This window comes from Pyrodictium occultum, assembly GCF_001462395.1.
Classification (GTDB): domain Archaea; phylum Thermoproteota; class Thermoprotei_A; order Sulfolobales; family Pyrodictiaceae; genus Pyrodictium; species Pyrodictium occultum.
Genome location: NZ_LNTB01000001.1, coordinates 1,390,170 through 1,407,985, shown reverse-complemented (window position 1 = coordinate 1,407,985; position 17,816 = coordinate 1,390,170). Strand labels below are relative to the sequence as shown.

25 protein-coding genes are annotated in these 17,816 nt (G+C 66.7%); 16 read left to right on the top strand and 9 right to left on the bottom strand.

Going from position 1 to position 17,816, the window contains the following annotated elements; all coding sequences use genetic code 11:
• Positions 1-4 precede the first annotated feature (4 nt).
• From CF15_RS07385 to CF15_RS07370, 4 genes are all read right to left on the bottom strand, one after another.
• Positions 5-862, bottom strand: coding sequence for a type II secretion system F family protein (locus tag CF15_RS07385; protein ID WP_236698205.1), 858 nt, complete (start codon positions 860-862; stop codon positions 5-7).
• Positions 863-878: 16 nt separating this feature from the next.
• A complete protein-coding gene (locus CF15_RS07380; protein ID WP_058371216.1) occupies positions 879-2,453 on the bottom strand; it encodes a type II/IV secretion system ATPase subunit in 1,575 nt (524 codons plus the stop codon).
• Positions 2,454-2,776: 323 nt separating this feature from the next.
• Positions 2,777-3,016, bottom strand: coding sequence for a hypothetical protein (locus tag CF15_RS07375; RefSeq protein WP_168371336.1), 240 nt, complete (start codon positions 3,014-3,016; stop codon positions 2,777-2,779).
• On the bottom strand, positions 2,986-3,255 hold the full coding sequence (locus CF15_RS07370) for an archaellin/type IV pilin N-terminal domain-containing protein (protein WP_058371214.1): 270 nt from the start codon (positions 3,253-3,255) through the stop codon (positions 2,986-2,988). The genes CF15_RS07375 and CF15_RS07370 overlap by 31 nt, the downstream gene beginning before the upstream one ends.
• Before the next feature lie 274 nt (positions 3,256-3,529).
• Here CF15_RS07370 and CF15_RS07365 point away from each other — a divergent pair, with 274 nt between their 5' ends.
• The 4 genes from CF15_RS07365 (at position 3,530) to CF15_RS08975 (ending at position 5,098) form a co-directional block, all read left to right on the top strand.
• A complete protein-coding gene (locus tag CF15_RS07365) occupies positions 3,530-3,817 on the top strand; it encodes a hypothetical protein (protein ID WP_058371213.1) in 288 nt (95 codons plus the stop codon).
• A gap of 58 nt (positions 3,818-3,875) precedes the next feature.
• Entirely contained in the window at positions 3,876-4,505 is a 630-nt protein-coding gene (locus CF15_RS08980) for a hypothetical protein (RefSeq protein ID WP_058371212.1), read from the top strand.
• Between the two features lie 143 nt (positions 4,506-4,648).
• Positions 4,649-4,876, top strand: coding sequence for a hypothetical protein (locus CF15_RS07355; protein ID WP_058371211.1), 228 nt, complete (start codon positions 4,649-4,651; stop codon positions 4,874-4,876).
• A 51-nt stretch (positions 4,877-4,927) separates the two neighbouring features.
• Positions 4,928-5,098, top strand: coding sequence for a hypothetical protein (locus tag CF15_RS08975; protein WP_168371335.1), 171 nt, complete (start codon positions 4,928-4,930; stop codon positions 5,096-5,098).
• Here CF15_RS08975 and purB read toward each other — a convergent pair.
• From purB to CF15_RS07335, 4 genes are all read right to left on the bottom strand, one after another.
• On the bottom strand, positions 5,095-6,474 hold the full coding sequence (gene purB, locus CF15_RS07350; RefSeq protein WP_058371210.1) for an adenylosuccinate lyase: 1,380 nt from the start codon (positions 6,472-6,474) through the stop codon (positions 5,095-5,097). The two genes, CF15_RS08975 and purB, sit on opposite strands and share 4 nt — an antisense overlap.
• Before the next feature lie 54 nt (positions 6,475-6,528).
• Positions 6,529-7,962 (bottom strand): NAD(P)/FAD-dependent oxidoreductase, encoded by a 1,434-nt coding sequence (locus CF15_RS07345; RefSeq protein WP_058371209.1) that lies wholly within the window; start codon positions 7,960-7,962, stop codon positions 6,529-6,531.
• Positions 7,962-8,981, bottom strand: coding sequence for an adenylosuccinate synthetase (locus CF15_RS07340; protein ID WP_058371208.1), 1,020 nt, complete (start codon positions 8,979-8,981; stop codon positions 7,962-7,964). Before CF15_RS07340 ends, CF15_RS07345 begins: the two co-directional genes overlap by 1 nt.
• Positions 8,982-9,101: 120 nt before the next feature.
• Complete coding sequence (locus tag CF15_RS07335) at positions 9,102-9,332, bottom strand: hypothetical protein (RefSeq protein ID WP_058371207.1); 231 nt, start codon at positions 9,330-9,332, stop codon at positions 9,102-9,104.
• 292 nt (positions 9,333-9,624) lie between these two features.
• Here CF15_RS07335 and CF15_RS07330 point away from each other — a divergent pair, with 292 nt between their 5' ends.
• The 4 genes from CF15_RS07330 (at position 9,625) to CF15_RS07320 (ending at position 11,377) form a co-directional block, all read left to right on the top strand.
• Positions 9,625-10,017, top strand: coding sequence for a hypothetical protein (locus CF15_RS07330; RefSeq protein ID WP_058371206.1), 393 nt, complete (start codon positions 9,625-9,627; stop codon positions 10,015-10,017).
• Positions 10,018-10,146: 129 nt separating this feature from the next.
• Complete coding sequence (locus CF15_RS08970) at positions 10,147-10,305, top strand: hypothetical protein (protein WP_168371334.1); 159 nt, start codon at positions 10,147-10,149, stop codon at positions 10,303-10,305.
• A 58-nt stretch (positions 10,306-10,363) separates the two neighbouring features.
• On the top strand, positions 10,364-11,071 hold the full coding sequence (locus CF15_RS07325) for a B3/B4 domain-containing protein (protein WP_058371205.1): 708 nt from the start codon (positions 10,364-10,366) through the stop codon (positions 11,069-11,071).
• Between the two features lie 12 nt (positions 11,072-11,083).
• Positions 11,084-11,377 carry a hypothetical protein gene (locus tag CF15_RS07320; protein ID WP_058371204.1) on the top strand — a complete coding sequence of 98 codons (294 nt, stop codon included), beginning with the start codon at positions 11,084-11,086 and terminating at the stop codon, positions 11,375-11,377.
• On the opposite strand, the gene CF15_RS07315 is transcribed toward CF15_RS07320, so the two are convergent.
• Entirely contained in the window at positions 11,349-11,684 is a 336-nt protein-coding gene (locus tag CF15_RS07315) for a cupin domain-containing protein (RefSeq protein WP_083494563.1), read from the bottom strand. The genes CF15_RS07320 and CF15_RS07315 overlap by 29 nt on opposite strands.
• A 79-nt stretch (positions 11,685-11,763) precedes the next feature.
• Here CF15_RS07315 and CF15_RS07310 point away from each other — a divergent pair, with 79 nt between their 5' ends.
• The 8 genes from CF15_RS07310 to CF15_RS07275 all read left to right on the top strand — a co-directional run bounded on the left by CF15_RS07310 (position 11,764) and on the right by CF15_RS07275 (position 17,654).
• Positions 11,764-12,420 carry a LysO family transporter gene (locus CF15_RS07310; RefSeq protein WP_168371333.1) on the top strand — a complete coding sequence of 219 codons (657 nt, stop codon included), beginning with the start codon at positions 11,764-11,766 and terminating at the stop codon, positions 12,418-12,420.
• A 13-nt stretch (positions 12,421-12,433) separates the two neighbouring features.
• Complete coding sequence (locus CF15_RS07305; protein WP_058371201.1) at positions 12,434-12,643, top strand: hypothetical protein; 210 nt, start codon at positions 12,434-12,436, stop codon at positions 12,641-12,643.
• Between the two features lie 61 nt (positions 12,644-12,704).
• The gene (locus tag CF15_RS09300; protein ID WP_058371200.1) at positions 12,705-13,040 is read left to right on the top strand and encodes a BMP family lipoprotein; all 336 of its coding nucleotides are present in this window, start codon (positions 12,705-12,707) and stop codon (positions 13,038-13,040) included.
• A complete protein-coding gene (locus tag CF15_RS09295) occupies positions 13,031-13,318 on the top strand; it encodes a BMP family lipoprotein (protein WP_058371199.1) in 288 nt (95 codons plus the stop codon). Before CF15_RS09300 ends, CF15_RS09295 begins: the two co-directional genes overlap by 10 nt.
• Positions 13,319-13,321: 3 nt before the next feature.
• Entirely contained in the window at positions 13,322-13,792 is a 471-nt protein-coding gene (locus CF15_RS09205) for a type 1 periplasmic-binding domain-containing protein (protein WP_058371198.1), read from the top strand.
• 200 nt (positions 13,793-13,992) lie between these two features.
• A complete protein-coding gene (locus CF15_RS07285) occupies positions 13,993-14,538 on the top strand; it encodes a hypothetical protein (protein ID WP_058371197.1) in 546 nt (181 codons plus the stop codon).
• A 150-nt stretch (positions 14,539-14,688) separates the two neighbouring features.
• Positions 14,689-16,116: a B12-binding domain-containing radical SAM protein gene (locus tag CF15_RS07280; RefSeq protein ID WP_058371196.1), complete on the top strand. Its 1,428-nt coding sequence runs from the start codon at positions 14,689-14,691 to the stop codon at positions 16,114-16,116.
• Positions 16,113-17,654: a radical SAM/SPASM domain-containing protein gene (locus CF15_RS07275; protein ID WP_058371195.1), complete on the top strand. Its 1,542-nt coding sequence runs from the start codon at positions 16,113-16,115 to the stop codon at positions 17,652-17,654. The genes CF15_RS07280 and CF15_RS07275 overlap by 4 nt, the downstream gene beginning before the upstream one ends.
• Positions 17,655-17,816: the final 162 nt, after the last annotated feature.

Genomic DNA, 17,816 nt, shown 5'->3' with positions numbered 1-17,816 from the left:
CCCTCTAGATCCTCACTCTGGACAGCATAGAGTCCACCAGCACCACCACGGTGGCGCTGACCACGGGCACGGCTATGAATGTTAGCAGGAACAGTATACTGTTTATGTTGAGCCCGGGTATTGCAGCGGCACCCTGGAAGCCTATGGCTAGTAGGAGGCCCACCACGCCCACCGCCACTGGGAGCATCGCGCTGGCAGCCACGTACACCTCGAGGATAGCGCCGAGACTCCTGGAGAGACGCTCTATCTCGGTCTCCAGGGAGTAGAGGTGCTCCCTTATCGCCGCCAGCACTATCTCGCGGACCCCGGTGCCCGTGCGGGCGGCTGCCGCCAGGCTTGTGAAGAGCCTCTTGAGGCTGGGGGATGGGGTCAGCCTGGCGGCCTCCTCTAGGACTCCCTCCGGGGGCATGCCGGCCCTCAGCCCGGAGGCTATGTACTCCACCTCTAGGAGGAAGTCCCTGAGCTCCTCCGCCTCCATCTCGTAGGTCATTATGAAGGCTGTGGCCAGGTCTGCGCCGGCGAGGAGCTTGGTGGAGAGCGACTCGGCGAAGAGCAGGAACCGGGGCTCCAGCTTGCTCCCCCTGTTGGCGTAGGCCAGCATTGGGAGCGAGATGTAGGAGGCAAGCATGATGGTGAAGGTGGCCAGGCCGCTCCCCGCCGCAGCGGCTGCGGCGACCGCGGCGGGGAGACCCCTGTACTCGAGGAGGGTGAACACGGCGGCGGCTACGCTGGGCACGGCTATAGCCATTACTATTAGGTATGCGAGCGTGTAGCGCTCCAGGCTAGTGGAGAGCCCGGAGCCGAGGACGTGGTAGCGTAGGTCCGGGTTCAGCTTCTCCCCGATGCCGGCCAGCCAGGCCACGGGGCTCAATGGGTGCTCACCGTGGGGGCTTGAACTCGTAGGGCTCTACCTCGGCCAGTGCCTCCTGGTACGTCTTCTCAGGGTCGCGCATATACCTTCTAACCGTCTCGTGCAGCTCCAGCGTGTCCATGCCCCGCTTGGCGGCCCAGCGGAGCACTGTGGCCCTCATCTGTAGGTCCCTCCAGACGTCCTCCGGCCTGACCACTAGAAGCTCGGCTATGGATTTTACGAAGCTGCTCTCCCTCGCCATAAGCCTCCAGTCGTCCTCGCTGCTCATCCACTGGAAGAGCCTTGCGAGCTCTATCTCGTCGCGGTCGGGGTCGTAGGATCCCGTCTCGTCCACGCGGGTGACCCTTCGGATCACCTGCCCGCCCCTCTCTATGCGGAGGATGTTCACGTAGAGCTTGGCGGCCGCTATTATGCTCTTAGGCACGTTCATTGGCGGCGAGGCGAGCCTCCTGATAAGCACGTCCGCCGACTCAGCGTGCACCGTGGTCAGCCCCCCGTGCCCCGTCGCCAGCGCCTGGAAGAAGGCATAGGCCTCGCGGCTGCGTATCTCGCCCACTATTATCACGTCGGGCCTCATCCTGAGCGCGCTCTCCACCTGGGCCTGCAGGGTCACGTTCTGGACGCCCGGGGCGTCGGAGAGCCTCGTGTGCATGGCGGCCCAGTTGTCGTGGAACGGTATGTAGATCTCCGGCGTGTCCTCGATAGTGACGATCTTGTACTCGGGGGGCAGGAGCATGGCCAGCGCGTTCAGCAGCGTAGTCTTGCCGGACCCCGTGGGCCCGTAGATAACCACGCCCTGCTTATACTGGATTGCCGCCCAGAGGGCCGCCGCGACACCCTCGTCGAGGGTGCGCCGCTGCAGCAGCTCCACGATGGTGAAGGGCTCGGCCCGGAACTTTCTAATGGTGAAGCTGTGGCCCCTCCGCGACACTATATCGAGCACTATGTGCACGCGGTAGCCCTCGGGCCGTAGCACGCCCTCAACCACGGGCCGGGCCAGGCTGGGCTCCTGGCCAGCCCGCAGGGCAAGCTTCATCACGACCCGCTCGAGCTCCCCCCTGTCGTTGAACGTGAGGCTCGTGGTGAGCCACTCGAACTCGGTATGGTAGACGAACACGGGGCTGTAGAGGCCGTTACACGATATATCCTCTATATGGGGGTCGCGGATGAGCGGGTCGAGCCTCCCATACCCCACAAGGTCCCGCGCGATATAGTACGCCACGCCCATGGCCTCCTTCTCCGGGTCCACGCCGGCCTTCCTAAGCCTCCTCCCCCACCGCCGGAGCAGGGGCTTAGCCAGGGCGTAGGCCTCCCGCAGCCCCTCACCCAGGTCCTCGAGCTCCGAGAACCGGCGCAGCAGCCGCAGGTCCCCCATGATCCTCCTCAACAGCTCCCCTTGCGCCCTCCTCCCGGCATCGGTGAGCTGCGGCTCCTCCACATGGTAGAAGCGCCTCCCATCCACATCCTCGACAACCTTCACAGCGACCCGGGGCTCCTCGAGCAGCGTGTACTCGCGCAGGACCCGCTGCCCCTCCCCCTTCGCGCCCTCCCCGGGCTCCCCGCCCTCAGCACTGCTCTCCATGGCTAGGCCCCCATGGGCTCCCTGTGGCGCCACCCAGCTCTAAGCTATAGAGTGTTCAGCCAGGCCACTCGCTTAGAATGCTCTCCCCCAGGCCGTGTAGATCATGCATGGATGCCTGGAGCGTGGATCGTGCGGCTGCCTGGCTGGAAGGGAGGGCTCCCTGGGAGCTGCACACTATAGGGGCTAGAGCTAGAACGGGTAGAGCACTGTAGAACGTGGAGCGCGTTGTAGTGGAGGCGAGGCCGGGGCTCCCCGGGAGAAAGAGGGGCTCGTTGTGGAGGGGCTTAGGCTGCCCCCGGGGGCTCCGCTGCCTAGCCCTGCCTTTAGCCTCTCAGCGTCAGGATGTATGTGGCCTCGACACCGTCCTGGGTTACCACCTTTATCTGCACCACTCTGCCAAGCTCGTTGGCGGGCACATTGTTTATGGTAACGGTCTCCACCTTGCCGGGCGCTATGGTGACGTTAAGGGTTGTGTAGGAGCCTGCCACGGTGCCGTTCTCGTTAATCACGTAGGCGCTGCTTATTCTTGCAGCTATCTGGCCGACGTTGCGCACATACGCCATGAAGTTATAGTAAGTGCCGCGAAGTTATAGTAAGTGCCGCTGCTGGTTGTGTTCTTGGTGTATTCTACCGCGTCTATCTTGATCTGCTCCTGCAGCTGGTTGGCGTTCTGGGGCACGTTCTGTACGGTGCCGCTTACCCATAGGTATAGGAGGGCTGCCGTGACCACTGATATGAGTATTAGCAGTGCCGTCGCTACTACCGGGGATACTCCTCTTAGGCGCGGCTTCTCGGGCCTCATTGCAGCCTCACTTCCAACTCTGCATAGAGGATGGCGGTCGTTTATTAGGATTTTGTCAAACTAGTCTGTCCAAACTGGACTGGTCTATCATGTGCGGCAATCCCCTACAGCATTCGGGGGCGTGCTAGCGCTCAGGGGCACGGTGTTACTGGTTTGTCCCGGCATATAGTATTCCAGCCATACTGAACTGAATAATAATATGTTTGTGGTTATCAACTGTGGCTGTGGGAGCAGTTAATTATGGCCCCGCGCCCCCGCTGCGGCGGGGCTCCTCGTGGACGCGTACCCGGCTCTGAGCCCCTCGGTAGGGCTTGCTTGGAGGCTTCAGCGGCTCCTGGATGCTGAGGGCTTCTACGTGTCCAGGCATGCCTCAAGCATGCTGGTCATGAGCGGGGGCAGGATCGTGGCGACGGTGCACGTGCACGGCGATACCTGCAGCATCCACCTCTATAGGCCGTGGCTGGGGGAGAACCGGGAGGCCGCTGAGAGGCTTAAGATCCTGGCGCGCAGGGTTTGCGGCAGGGTGGTCGAGGAGGAGGTGCCCTGGGAGAGCCCGCTGTAGCCCCGGCCGGCGGGCTCCCGGCGCGCCTCCATGGCCTTGGTGTGGGAGTGTCCCCGGGTTGAGCGGGGAGAAGGGTGGAGCGGCTGGCGGGCCGGCGGGTCCTGGCCCGCTGGGCCGGCTCGCGGGTAGGACCGGCCTCTGGGGCCTAGTGCTCATAGTGCTCGGGCTCTGGCTCGCCGAGGCCCTGCACTACGCCGTGGTGGCCGGCAGCCTTCACGGCCTCTCGGGGCTGGGGCTCCTGGCCTACTACGCGAGGGTTGCCGTGTTCGCCTCCGTCCTCGCTGCCACCCGGTGGCTCCTCTACATGGGTGCTGTGTGGCTCTTCGCCTGGCTTCTCGGGCTCCGGGGCCTCGACGGGAGGAGGGCGCTGGTGGCCGCGGCCTACACCGCGCCTGCCCACGCCCTCGTGGCCCTCGCCGCTACCCCCGCCTGGCTCCTCTCCGGGGGAGGGGGGCGCGCGGGGGTGCTGGTGGTTGTGGCTAGCTACTACTCCTCCCTGGCGGCTGCCGCCGCCGCCCTGGCCTGGGCGGTGAGGAGGATCACCGGCGGGGGCTGGGGCCGCGCCGCGGCCGCCGCCGCGCTCTCGGCGCTCCTGGTGGGGCTGCCGCCGGCCGCCATGCTGACGCCGGGCTTCAACGTCTATAGCGTCGTGCTCTACGTGCTGCAGCGGGGCCAGCCCGCCGGCTAGCGGCCCCCGGGGTTTGGGGTGGCCCCGGCCCCTATAGCCCCCCGGGTCGTCCGGCGGGCCTGGAGGGGCCTTGCTCTGGTTCGTGCTTACCATGGGCGGCTGCAACCTGCGCTGCAGGTACTGCGGGGTTCCCGGCGGAGGTTGTGCCGCCGCTCCCACGGTACCGTGTCGGGGAGCTTGTGGAGACCATTGAGAGGCTCGATAGGAGCCCGGTGGTGTTCTTCTACGGGGGCGAGCCGCTGCCCAACCCCAGGATGATAATGGAGGTTGTGGACCTGCTACCGGGGCCCGGCTCGGGATCCAGGCCAATGGCCTGCTCTACCGCAGGCTGCCGGACAGGTGCTGGGCCGGGTTCGGCAGGGTGCTGCTGAGCATAGACGGGGTGGAGCGGGCGGCGGGTCACGGACCGGTGGAGGGGCCGGATGGAGAGCGGGTACTGGCCCAGGGGTCTGCTGGAGGAGCTGGACCGGGTGACCAGGAGGAGCATAGACGTGGTGCTCTCCACGGTGGTGCCGGCGGTTGGGAGGGGCCTCATGAGCCCCGGCGACGTCTTCTACGACCCGCTGGAGGAGTCCACCGAGGTCGTCCCCTAGCCCTCCTCGAGGGGCGGGCAGGGGGCCCGGAGCACCCGCTCCGCGTAGCCCAGCGCCTGCTCCACCAGCCACCCCGCCGAGCCCGTGTAGCGCAGGGGGTCGAGGATCTCCCGGAGCCTCTCCGGGGGCACTCGGCCGGCCAGCGCGGGGTGGCTCGCCGCTAGCTCGTGGAGGGGCCTGCCGGTGGAGGCCGCCTCCTCCGAGAGCTTCTTCGCGAGCCTGTAGGCCTCCGGCCTGCTCATGCCGAGCTCCCTTATGAGCAGGCCCATGAGGGCCTCAGCCATTACCGCCCCGTGGCTCAGCTCCAGGTTCCTCCTCATCCTCTCTGGGCTGTAGCGGAGCCTGCCGAGCAGGGCCAGCGTGTCCTCCAGCATCTGGTCGAGGGTGAGCAGGAGGTGGGGGATGGCCACCCTCTCGGAGCCGCTGTTGCTCAGGTCGCGCTCGTGCCAGAGGACTATGTTCTCGAGGAAGGCTGTGGAGAGGCTCCTGGCTATCCTGGCCAGCCCGCTTATCCTCTCAGCCGTGACCGGGTTCGCCTTGTGGGGCATGGCGCTGCTCCCCAGGGTGCCGGCACGGTCCTCCCAAACCTCCATTATCTCTGGCCTTGCCAGCTCCCGGACCTCGGTGGCGAGGCGGTCCAGCTGGCTCGCGAGGATAGCGAGCGCGGCTGCGACCTCCGCGAAGCCGTCGCGGGGCGCCACCTGGGTGGTTATGACGTGGGGCTCGAGCCCGAGCCTCCTCGCCGCGGCCTCCCGCACCCTGGGCCCCGCCTCGCCCCACGCGGCCATGGTGCCCACAGCGCCGCCTATCTTAGCCCTCACCGCCCTGGAGGCGGCGGCGCATATCCTCTCCCGGCTGCGGGCGAGCTCGTAGACGTAGTTGGCTAGCTTGAACCCCAGGGTTATGGGGAGCGCGTGCTGCCCGTGCGTCCTCCCTATCATCACCACGTCCCTGGTCTCCCTGGCGAGCTGGGAGAGCCTCTGAACCAACCTGGAGAGTTTGCCGAGGAGCAGCCTTAGGGCGTCGCGGAGGACCAGCGCCCAGGCCGTGTCCACTATATCGTTGCTCGTCGCGCCGTAGTGGATCCAGCGGGCCGCCTCGCCCCCCGCCTTCTCTGCCAGCGCCTCAACGAGCGCTATCACCTCGTGCCCGGTCTCCCGCTCCCTCTCGTAGACCTCCTCCGGGTGCACCCTGGAGGCGGCCTCCCGGAGCCTCTCCGCGGCCTCCCTCGGGGCCAGCCCCGCCTCGGCCAGCGCCTCGAGGAGGGCCACCTCGACCCGGATCATCCTCTCGATAATGCCGCGGCGCGATACTATGGCTCTCATCTCCGGGCTGCCGTACCGCCACTCGAACGCGCAGACACTGTCAGCGCTCATGGCCGGGCGCCCTCGGCGAGCCCCCTGGAGCCGCGGGCCCCTACAGCCCGCCTCCTAGTCGCTCTCCTCCACGGGGAGCCTGGCCTCCGCCCCCAGCCTCTCGGCGGCGCCGCGCGCCGCCAGGTAGCCCGTAGCGGCCGCCACGTTGATCCCGCGGCTCAGCCCCGCCCCGTCACCCGCGGCGTACACGCCGGGGAGGCTGGTCTCCATGGTCGGCGTGCTCACCTTGACCTTGAGCGAGTAGTACTTGACCTCGGGGGCGTAGAGCAGGGTGTGCTTGCTCCAGACGCCCGGCGCCAGGTCGTCCAGCCTCTCCAGGCCCTCCAGTATGTCTGTGAGCACGCGGTACGGGAGCGCCATCCCTATATCGCCCGGCGTAGCGTCCTTCAGCGTGGGCTCCACGACGCTGCGCTCTATCCTCTCCGGGGTGCTCCTGCGGCCCGCCAGCAGGTCGCCCAGCCTCTGGACCAGGGGCTCGCCTCCCCCCAGCTTCGTGGCCATCCTTGCTATGCTCCTGCCGTACTCCAGCGCGTCCTCCATAGGGTCAGTAAGCTTTATGGTCACCAGGAAGGCGAAGTTGGTGTTCATGCTGCGTCTCGCGGCGAAGGTCTCGCCGTTCACGCCTACGAGGCCGTCCCCGTAGACCTCCTTCACGACGAAGCCGCCGGGGTTGGTGCAGAACGTCCTCACGCGGTCGTCGTAGGTCCTGGTGTGGAATATAACCTTGGGGTCCCAGACCACGCTTGTGAGGGGCTCCATAACCGTGTAGGGCACCTCCACCCTGACCCCGACGTCGAGGGGGCCGGGCTCGGTGTCGAGGCCCAGCCTCTTCGCCTCCCCGGCCAGCCAGTGGGCCCCGCTCCTGCCGGGCGCCAGGATTACCGTCTCAGCCTCCAGCTCGCCCCGGCTGGTGCGGAGCGTGTAGCCCCCGCCGGGCCGGGGGTCCACGTGCTCGACCCTGGTCCTGGTGTGGAGCCTCACGCCCTTCTTCTCCAGGTAGACAGTCATAGCCTCTATAACCTTAACGGTGTTGTCCGTGCCCATGTGCCGCTGCCTTATCGGGATGAACTTGGCCCCTGCCCTCACAGCCTTCCTCTCCAGCTCCCTCACCCTGGCGGGGTCGGGCTCGAATAGCCTGTCCCTGGGCGCGCCGAAGTAGAGGAACACCCTGTCAACCAGCTCTATGAGCTGCTGCGCCTGCTCCCAGCTGCCCAGGAGCCGGTGCAGCTCCCCGCCCACGTCGGGCCTCAGGTTTATTATCCCGCTGCTGAGCGCGCCCGCCCCGCCCACGCCCTGCATTATGGCGCAGGGCCTGCAGTTGGGGCACACCCCTATCTCGCGGAGCGGGCACCTCCGCTGCGAGGCGCGCAGCCCCTCCTCGATGAGTGCTACGCGGAGCCTGCCCCTCTCGGCCTCGCCGGCAAGGGCCAGGGCTGCGAACAGCCCCGCGGGGCCGGCCCCGACTATCGCCACGTCATAGCGGGGCATTAGGCCTCCACCCCCTTCTCCCTGGAGAGGTCTATGGTGCACTCCACGTCCTCGCCCGTACCTATGACCGTGACGGGGACCCCGAGCTTGTCCTCCACCTCCTCTATCCAGGCCCTGGCCTCCCGGGGGAGGTCCTCCCAGCGCCTCCTGCACCTGGCGCCGGGGAAGACCCGGTCCACCTTGGTGAGGGCCACGTCTGTGGCCGCGTTGGCCCGGACGGCGCGCCGGGCCAGCTCGGGGTTGAAGGGGGCCACCCTCCTCGGCCTACCGGTCACGGTGCCGTACTCGGCCCAGCCCAGCTCCAGGGCCTTATCCTGCGGCAGCTCGCCGGGCAGGGGGCCGCCCCCCACCCTGGTGACGTAGGCCTTGAGCACGACCGTTACCCGCTCCACGCTCCTGGGGCCCAGGCCCAGCTCGCTCAGCGCAGCCGCGGCGGTGGTGTCGCGGCTGGTCACGTAGGGGTAGGTGCCGTGGTAGAGGCTGAGCCAGTAGCCCTGCGAGGCCTCCACCAGGACCAGCTCGCCCCTGTCGAGCGCGTCGAGCAGCTCCGCCTGGGTGTCGGCCAGGTAGCCCCTCAGCTCGGGGTAGTCTCGGGCGAGCCGGAGCCGGCGGAGCACCCTGTCAACCATCGCGGCCCCCACGCCGGTGCCCGTGGAGCCTATGGTCTTCATCAGGTGGGGGTCGCTCCTCTCCCTCTCCACGTGATCCCGGGTTATGACCCCGGTGTTGTAGTCGAGCCATATCCTGCCCTGCAGCCCCAGGGCCTCGGCCTCGGCGAGGAAGACCTCCAGGTCCACGAGCGCGCCCCTGGCTATGTAGAGCCGGGCCCTGGGGTGGAGGAAGCCGCTCGGCGTGGCCCGCAGCTTCCAGACCCTGCCCTGGTACACCACCGTGTGGCCCGCGTTGGTCGCGCCGGTGCGGGCGCAGGCCCAGGGCCGGCGGGCGAGGGCTAGGTGGGCAGCTACCCTGCCCTTCCCCTCGTCTCCGAAGAAGCCGCCTACAACTACGTGTACCGGCACCGGGCTCCCAAACGCGCCGACGCCCGCCAGCAGGCTGAATATAACTGTTTCCGCTATCTGTAGCTCTCAGCCCACTTTACAACACCTCTTGTAAAAACGCCTCAGCCTCCTCCGGAGTCTTCACATGCTCTTCCCCAGCCGGATGGTGAAAGCCAGGGCCACCAGGTAGAGCAGGGTAACCGCGGCAGCCATAGCCCAGACCACAGCCTCCATGCCCCCGGGCAGCAGCCTCCCCGCGTCGAAGACGCCGCGGAGCGAGCCCAGGTAGAGGAGCGTGACCAGCACGAAGCCGACCATCAAGCCCCTCCTGCCGGTGAAGAGCGCAGCGACGCGCTTCGCCACACACGTCATAGCCGTGCAGACACCCCTGGGAAAGCCAGGGCTCCCAGGCCTCCGGGATACGCTTGTCCACAGCCCCTACCCGCCGGATGCATGCACAGCCTAAGAGCCCCCGGAGCCTCGGCATGTCGTAGTAGACTCGTTCACCATGATAAGCTCGGAAAAGCATTTAGTCTATTAGCCAGCTATACGAGGTTCTCGGAATGCACTTTCGAGCTAGATATGTTATCTACTTAGTAGCGTAGCCCTACGCATCGCCCTGGTCGAGCCTCCGACGAATACCGTGACTGGGGAGGTGTGCATCTTGAGCTCCAGGAGCGGCTCTGGGGAGAAGAGGGTGGGCATGGGGCCGGGCGCGGGCTTGGCCTCGGAGCTACTCGAGGCGGCGGTGAAGAACCCGGAGGCCGCGGCATACTGGCTCATGGTGTATATGACCTACTTCCGCAACGTGGTTGTTGAAGCTGCAGCCCACCTCTACCGGAGTATGGGGCTCCGGGCCGGCATGATGCAGCTTGGCAACATGGTTGAGGAGGCTATATACAAGAGCTTCCACGTGCAGGAAGCAGCGGCCAGGGCCCGCGGCGCGAGGCTGGAGACCCTGGACGACCTGCTTGAGCAGAGCCGGGTCTGCCACCACGATGCAGCGGCCAAGCTCTCACCGCTGGGTATAGAGATATTCCGATATAGGGAGGGATGAGCAGGGCCGCTACTACATGGAGACGGGCGAGTGCAACTTGTTCAAGCTCGTCGACGAGGTACCGATAGTAAGGGTGTTCCCCGTAGCCCTTGTCTCGGGGCTGATAAGGGGCCTCGGCTACCGGAGCAGGTGGCTCACAAGCCCCGGGGAGAAGAGGAGGCTCTGCCAGAGCATAGCCGGGGCCACGCGGAGAGGTATGACTACGTGGTCTACCTCGACGAGTCGGTGAAGCCTCCGGCCTGCAGGATACTCGTGGAGAAGCTCGACTGCGGCAAGGAGCTGGGCTAGCCCCGGGCCCCCTTTTTAAGCCCCCTCCTCACGCCGGCGGCCCCGGGTGGCCGCGGGCATGGATGACTGCGCCGGGCTCTGCAGCAGCCTCGACAGCCTGGTTGAGGTGGATGAGGAGGCCGGGGGGCTCGGGGCCCGGGTGGCCTACAGCCTCTCCTGGGGCAGGCCCGTCGGGGAGCTGAGCCCCGGGCCCCTCCGGGCTGAGGAGGAGAAGCTGCTCCACGAGCTGGCCGGGCGCTACAGCCTCGAGGCGCTCCGCGGGGAGCCGCTGGTGAGGGCTTACAGGGACTTCTACTGGAGGATAGGCATAGACCCCACCAAGACCCGGCCGAGCAGCGAGGCCCTGGTGCGCCGCGCCCTCCGGGGCCGCTGGCCCAGGGTCAACCCGGTGGTCGACGCCGGCAACATAGCCTCGGCCAGGCTCATGGTGCCGATAGGCCTCTACGACGCGGAGCGCTTCCAGCCGCCGGCGAGGATAACCCTCTCGAGGGGAGGCGAGCTGTTCAACCCCATAGGCGGGGAGCCGGAGAGGCTGGAGAAAGGGGTCCCCGTAATGGTGGACTCCCGGGGCGTGGTGATGCACCTCTACCCGCACCGGGACAGCAGGGAGACGATGATCAGGCCCGAGACCCGGTGCGTGCTGGTCCTCGCGGCCGGGGTGCCGGGGGTCCCCGCGGAGCGGCTGGGGGAGGCTGTCGGGGAGGTGCAGAGGCTCCTGGGGCTCCTCGGCTGGCAGGCCTGCGGCAGGGTGGCGCACGCGCCCTAAAGGGTGGCCCTCTTGCTGCTCCTCCCCCTGGCTCTCGCGGCCGGGGCGCTGCTGGGCCTGGCCCTCGAGAGGCTGGGCATCTACAGCCGCGTGTCGCGGCACGTAGGGCGGCTCATCGAGGCCCTGGTGTACCTGCTCGTCTTCCTCGTGGGCCTGGAGGCGGGCTCGGCGCTCCGCGGGGGCTCCCGCAGCCCAGTCCTCGTGGTGCTCGAGGCCCTCGCCTACGCCGCCGCCTCCAGCCTGGCGAGCCTCGCCTCCGCTGTAGCCCTGGCGCGCCTCACCCGCAGCCGGCGCCGAGCCTCCTAGCCAGCTCCAGCCGGTCGGGGGTTGCGGGCGCGTTAACGTCCACCACGAGGCTGTCCTCGAGCGCCTCGGCCCAGTGCGGGACGCCCGGCGGTATCACCCTGTAGCTGCCGGGGCCCAGCTCCTCGGCCCCCCGGCCCTCGACTCCCAGGAGGAGCCTCCCCCGTATCACGAAGGTGGCCTGCACCCCCTCGTGGCTGTGCCTCGGCACCCTCACACCCCTCTTCACGAGGGTCTCAACGACAACCATGTCCCTGCTGCAGTAGACCAGCCTGGAGCACACGCCCTCAAGGAGCTCCCTGCACTCCAAGGCTCTCAGAGCCCTCCTACAGCGCCCGGAGCCTCCCGGGGTGATAAGGGTGGGCCCCTGGGGCACCCCTTTAGAGGGGGTGCCGGCCCGCCAGCGCCTCCACGCCCAGGGCGCTGCCGGGGTGGCTGAGAGGCCGCCGCTGCCGCAGCCGGCCGCGACGCTGCTGGTCCTCCTGGCCGGCGTCGCCGCGGGCTATGCTGGGCTCCGGGCCCCGGAGGGGCTGGTGGAGCCGCTCCTCGCCGCGCTCATACTGGCGGCGGGGGTTGCCGTGGGCGGGCAGCTTCCCGCCCAGGAGGCGAGGCTGGCCCAGGCGGCCTCCCGGGGGCTGCTGCTGGCGGCCTCGACCATGGCCGCCAGCGCCTCCGCCTCCGCGGCGCTAGCCGCCTTCACCGGGACCATGCCTCCGGGGGCCGCTGCGGCCCTCGGAGCCGCCGCCGGCTGGTACAGCCTCGCGGGCCCCGCCCTGGCGGCGGTGGACCCTGTCTACGGGCTGGTGGCCTTCCTGGCCAACCTGGCTAGGGAGGCGATGCACCTGGCCTTCTACCCGGCGCTGGCCCGGCGGGGGCTGAGGGTCGAGGGGATAGCGGTCGGGGGAGCGACTACCATGGACACCGGGCTCCCCGTGGTGGCGCTCCACGGCGGGCCCTACGAGGCCGCCGTGGCGCTGGTTCACGGCGTGGTCATAACCCTCGTGGCGCCCGCCGTGGTCCCCCTCCTAGCGGCCGCCGGGAGGTAGCCCCGGAGACCTATTGAGGGCCCTCCTTGCCCTCGCGGTGGGGCAGTGTATGAGCGGCAGGACGCTGGCCGCCGCCCTGGCCGTAGTGGTCATAGTGGCTGCTGCAGCCGCCGCGCTCATGGCGATGAGGAGCGGCACCCACGGCGGGGCCGCGTCCCCCACAACGACGGCGGCTCCCCTGCCCAGCCACCAGCGCCGGCAAGACGGCTACCGCCCAGCTTAAGCGCAACAAGATCTGCGCCGTCTACGATATCCGCCTCCGCGGCGACCTAAGCTTCAACGACATGGCCTACCTGGGCGCGAGCAGGGCCGCCGGGGACTTCGGCCTCCAGCTGATAGAGGTGCAGAGCACGAGTGAGAGCGACTACCTGCCCAACCTCCACACCCTCGCCAGGCGCGGCTACTGCGCGGTGATAGTGGCTGTAGGCTTCCTCATGGCCGACGCCGTGAAGAAGGTGGCGGACGAGTACCCGGACCAGCTCTTCGCCATAATAGACGGCTACGTGCCCGACAAGCTCAACGCGCTGAGCGTGCTCTTCAAGGAGCCTGGGGGCAGCGTGCTCGCCGGCGCCTTGGCGGGCATGGGGCCCACTACTAGGGCTGCAAGGCGGTGGGCGTAGTGCTGGGCATGGAGATACCCGTGCTCTACAAGTTCGAGGCGGGCTACTACTGGGGCATCCGCTACGGCGAGAAGCTCTACGAGAAGCACACAGGAAAGAGGGTGGAGCCCCTCACGATGCTCTACACCTACACCGGCGCCTTCAACGACCCTGCCAGGGGCAAGACGGCCACCGAGGCCCAGCTGGCCCAGGGAGCCTGCATAGTATACAACGTGGCGGGCGCGACGGGCCTGGGCATATTCGAGGCGGTTGAGGAGGCTGCCAAGAAGCAGGGCTAGACCATGGGCCCGGCCTTCGCCGTAGGCGTCGACGCCGACCAGGACTGGATAAAGCCGGGCTTCATCCTAGCCAGCGTGATGAAGCGGGTCGACGTCGGCGTCTACAAGGCGGCCGGGAAGGCCCTCAAGTACTACCGCGGCGAGATCGAGAAGTACGGCGGCGTCATGGAGCTCGGCCTAGCCGATGGCGGTGTAGCGCTGAGCAGGCTAGAGGACCTCGAGACCCTCCTAGACCTAGCAGTGAAGGCTGGCAGCATAAAGCCTGAGCAGAAGCAGGAGATATACGAGAAGGTCGAGAAGATGAGGGAGCAGATACCGGGCTGGATCTGGGAGGAGGTCTACAAGCTAGCCGACACGCTCAAGAAGAATAAGGACCCGGAGGCCATGGGCGTGAAGTTCAGCGACATAGGGAAGGCGATACCCCTCGACTCCAAGGAGATACGGGAGATACGCGAGAAGCTCAAGGCGGGCTAACCCTATCCCCTCAGCCACCCGGGGGGCTGGAGGCCGGCAACGAGGCGCTTATCTCCAGCCCCAGGGCCCCTCCCCGGGGATAGGGGTTGCCCGCTCTGTGAAGCTGCAGCCATTCCTCGTCGAGGCGGTGGCGTGGTCGCTCGATAGGCTGCTGGGGAAGTGTGTTGAGCTGGGGCTGCGCTGCACCGACCCCCCCGGCGGTGATAACCCCTCTGCTGAGGTGCCTCGGCTACAACGAGTACCGGGTCCGCCGGTTCTGGGCCCTCCTGGAGGAGGCGGGGAGCCCCCTGGACATAGAGCTCTACCGCTACCCCCCGCTGAGCTTCAGCCTCACGCTCATCCACCGGAAGGGCGCGGTGGCTCACCTGCGTGACGGCTGCGTGCCCCTGGACGAGCTGGACTGCAAGACGCTGGGGGACGAGTGTATAAGGACGCCCCACTCACACATGCTCTACATCTACGTGGGCGGGGGCCTGGGCCAGGCCCAGGTGAGGGTGAACGCTGTGAGGCTCCTCCACCTCCTCCACCGGAGGAGCCCCGAGGCCGCGGAGAGGCTCCTCGACGCGGTGGTCGAGGCTGCCTGGGGCCGCGCGGGCCCCGAGAGGCTCTACGAGAGCGTCCTCGAGGCCCTCCGCGCGGGGAGTGACGTGCTGCACCTGGTCCTCCCCCTTGTCCCCTCCACGCTGGAGGAGCTGGCGCGGGTCTCGCCCGCCCTCCGTAGGCTGGCCCCTCTCCCCGGGCGCTAGGAGGGGCCCCGGGGGGTGCAGCGTAACCCGCACCATTCCCATACATTGTACATTCGTTAATCTGCGGGAGAACATGAGCCCCCTCGGTAACCGATCTACGGGCACCCGTATCAGTACGCGATAGGGTATTACCTACCGACGGGTGGATTATTGAAGGTCCTCCTCACGGTACCCCCCGACGTGCACCGGCTGGAGATCTACCGCGTGGCCGGGATGAAGGCGCCGCCGCTCGGCCTCGCCTACATAGCGGCGGTGCTGGAGCGCGCCGGCCACAAGGTCAAGATAATTGACACACCCACCCTCGAGATGGACACCAAGACCTGGCTCCACGAGGTCAAGTCCTGGAGCCCCGACGTGGTAGGCATCTCGATGCTCACCCCAACCGCGCCCAAGGGCTACATGGCGGCCAGGCTGGTGAAGCAGGAGCTGGGAGACGACGTGGTAGTGCTGGCTGGAGGCCCCCACCCCACGTTCATGTACGAGGAGGCCCTCAGCAACGGCGTCGACATAGTGGTGAGGGGTGAGGGAGAGTACACCACCCTGGAAGTGGTGAACGCGCTGGAGAAGTACGGGTTCAGCAGGGAGGTGCTCAGCGACATAAAAGGGATAGCGTTCAGGGACGAGGACGGCAAGGTCAAGGTTACACCACCCAGGCCGTTCATAAAGAACCTCGACGAGCTCCCCTGGCCGGCACGCCACCTCCTCCCCATGGAGAAGTACACGCTCTTCGGCAAGCCGATCCAGATAGCCCATGTCATGGCCAGCAGGGGGTGCCCCTACGGCTGCATGTACTGTATAACCAGCTACTTCTGGGGCCGCCGGATAAGGTTCCGCAGCCACGAGGATGTCGCTAACGAGATAGAGTTTCTGGTGGACAGGTACAAGGCCAAGCACATAGCATTCGCGGACGACGACCTGGCTATAAACAGGAGGTTCATCTACGGGCTCATAGACGAGCTGAAGAAGCGGGGGCTCGACATAACCTTCTCCTGCGGCTCCAGGGTAAGCCACATGGACAAGAAGACTCTGAAGCTCCTCTACGACAACGGGTGCACAGCCCTCTACTTCGGCGTCGAGTCGGCTAGCCAGGAGACGCTGGACAGGATAGGGAAGAAGGTGAGGCTCGAGCAGGCTGTGAGGGTGTTCCAGTGGGTGAAGGAGCTTAAGGGCTTCGCCCTAGGCTCCTTCATACTAGGCTTCCCCTGGGAGACTATAGAGGACATGAAGAGGACGGTGGAGTTCGCTATAAAGCTCGACCCCAACTACGCGCAGTTCACAGTGCTCACCCCCTACCCCGGCACCCCCCTCTACTACTACGCGAAGAAGCACAACCTGATAGAGGACTGGAACTGGGAGCACTACACCACGATAAGGCCGGTTATGAGGGGCTTCCACTTCACCCGCGAGGACCTCGGCAGGATGATCAAGTACGCCTACCGCCGTTTCTACCTCAGGCCCGCCTTCATAGGCAGGGAGCTGAGGGCGGGCAGGCTCCGGGACCTCGCCGGGATTCTCTTCAAGGAGGTTTTCTCCTGGATAAAGGATACCATTGTACACTACATGAGGTGGGGTAGATGAGCAGCGAGATGGTGGACACCCTGGTGGAGGGGCAGGGCGGCGGGAAAGAGCGGGGCGGGATGGGGGCCCTCCTGGCGGGCCTCCGCCTGCTCTTCAACAACCCCGCCACCAGGGCGCTGCTCCGCGCCGCCTGCCGGGACGCCAAGTGCGTCTACGACGGCAGGGAGGTGGAGGCGCCGGCGATATACCATGCCCTCTCGATGTTCGCGGGCGAGAGCGTCACCTCCTGTCCGGTGACAGCCAGGTTCATAGGAGTGGTGATAAAGCACATGCTGAAGCTCGGCGTCAGGCTGCTCCACGGCAACGAGGAGGAGGCCCGGGAGGCCCTCCGCGACCCGGCGGTGCGCCGCGGAGTAGCCCTGGTCATGAAGGGCCTGGGGCTCTACGGTGTCACCGTGCCCCAGAAGATGCCGGCGCCCTTCCTCGTAGTCTGGAACTTCACTAACATGTGCAACCTCCGCTGCCTCCACTGCTACCAGAGGGCGGACAGGCCGCTCCCCAACGAGCTGACCCTTGAGGAGAAGCTGAGGGTCGTGGATCAGCTCGACCGGGCCGGGGTGGCGGCGGTGGCGCTGAGCGGCGGCGAGCCGACAATACACCCTCATTTCTACACGGTGCTCCACGAGATAGCCTCCCGGGGCATGTACGCCGCAGTAGCCACTAACGGCTGGACCTTCGCGGATATAGAGAAGCTGGAGAAGGCTAGGAAGCTGGGCCTCCGCTACGTGGAGGTGTCGGTGGACAGCGCCAAGCCCGAGAGGCATGACAGGTTCCGCGGCGTGCCCGGCGCCTGGCAGAGGGCTGTGAAGGCGCTCGAGAACGCCGTCAAGCTCGGCATAAACCACGGCATGGCGGTCACGGTCACCAAGATAAATATTGACGAGGTAGAGGATATACTAGACCTAGCTGAGTCCATAGGAGTGAAGAGGGTGGTGTTCTTCAACTTCGTGCCGACGGGCCGCGGCAAGGAGAACATGTGGCTAGACCTTGACCCCGTGGAGAGGGAGGAGTTCCTACGCACAATATTCAAGGAGATGCAGCGGAGGAAGATAGAGATAGTGAGCACCGCCCCCCAGTACGGCAGGGTCGCCCTGCAGCTCAGCGGCGGCAGTAAGGTGGCTCCGACCCACTTCTACGTGGGCAACGACCCAGTGGTAAAGGCTGTAGCGGAGTTCGTGGGAGGCTGCGGCGCCGGGAGGATATACGCAGCGATAGAGCCCGAGGGCACGGTGACCCCCTGCGTCTTCCTGCCAATACCCGTGGGCAACCTGAGGGAGAAGACCTTCTGGGACATATGGAGCAACGCGCCCCTCTTCAAGCTTCTGAGGGACCGGTCGAAGCTCAAGAGCTTCTGCGGCAAGTGCCCCTACAGGAACATCTGCGGAGGCTGCAGGGCAAGGGCCTACGCCTACTTCGGCGACCCCACGGCGCCGGACCCCGGCTGCATATACAACAAGAGGGACTGGGACAGGCTAGTCGAGGAGTTCAAGAAGGTGCACAACATCAAGGTTCGGGTGGACGGTAAGGTGGTGGGCTAGCCGCCGCCCCGTTTTTCTCTCCGCCTTCCTCCCCGCGCCGTGCGCCTCCTCTCCTCCTTCTATTGGCCCCTGGTCTCGCCCGCGTCACGCGCTGCATCCAGCCGTGGCGGTGGCATTCCTCGACGCGTGTTAACATGGTATTTTGGTTATTGCACGCTGCAG

Excerpts from the sequence above, each read along its gene's own strand:
- CF15_RS07325 (WP_058371205.1), top strand. The coding sequence starts at position 10,364 with ATGGATGACTGCGCCGGGCTCTGCAGCAGCCTCGACAGCCTGGTTGAG.
- purB (WP_058371210.1), bottom strand. The coding sequence starts at position 6,474 with ATGAGCGCTGACAGTGTCTGCGCGTTCGAGTGGCGGTACGGCAGCCCG.
- CF15_RS07335 (WP_058371207.1), bottom strand. The coding sequence starts at position 9,332 with ATGACGTGTGTGGCGAAGCGCGTCGCTGCGCTCTTCACCGGCAGGAGG.
- CF15_RS07275 (WP_058371195.1), top strand. The coding sequence starts at position 16,113 with ATGAGCAGCGAGATGGTGGACACCCTGGTGGAGGGGCAGGGCGGCGGG.
- CF15_RS07375 (WP_168371336.1), bottom strand. The coding sequence starts at position 3,016 with ATGGCGTATGTGCGCAACGTCGGCCAGATAGCTGCAAGAATAAGCAGC.
- CF15_RS07370 (WP_058371214.1), bottom strand. The coding sequence starts at position 3,255 with ATGAGGCCCGAGAAGCCGCGCCTAAGAGGAGTATCCCCGGTAGTAGCG.
- CF15_RS07345 (WP_058371209.1), bottom strand. The coding sequence starts at position 7,962 with ATGCCCCGCTATGACGTGGCGATAGTCGGGGCCGGCCCCGCGGGGCTG.
- CF15_RS07380 (WP_058371216.1), bottom strand. The coding sequence starts at position 2,453 with ATGGAGAGCAGTGCTGAGGGCGGGGAGCCCGGGGAGGGCGCGAAGGGG.
- CF15_RS08975 (WP_168371335.1), top strand. The coding sequence starts at position 4,928 with ATGGAGAGCGGGTACTGGCCCAGGGGTCTGCTGGAGGAGCTGGACCGG.
- CF15_RS09300 (WP_058371200.1), top strand. The coding sequence starts at position 12,705 with ATGGCCTACCTGGGCGCGAGCAGGGCCGCCGGGGACTTCGGCCTCCAG.
- CF15_RS09205 (WP_058371198.1), top strand. The coding sequence starts at position 13,322 with ATGGGCCCGGCCTTCGCCGTAGGCGTCGACGCCGACCAGGACTGGATA.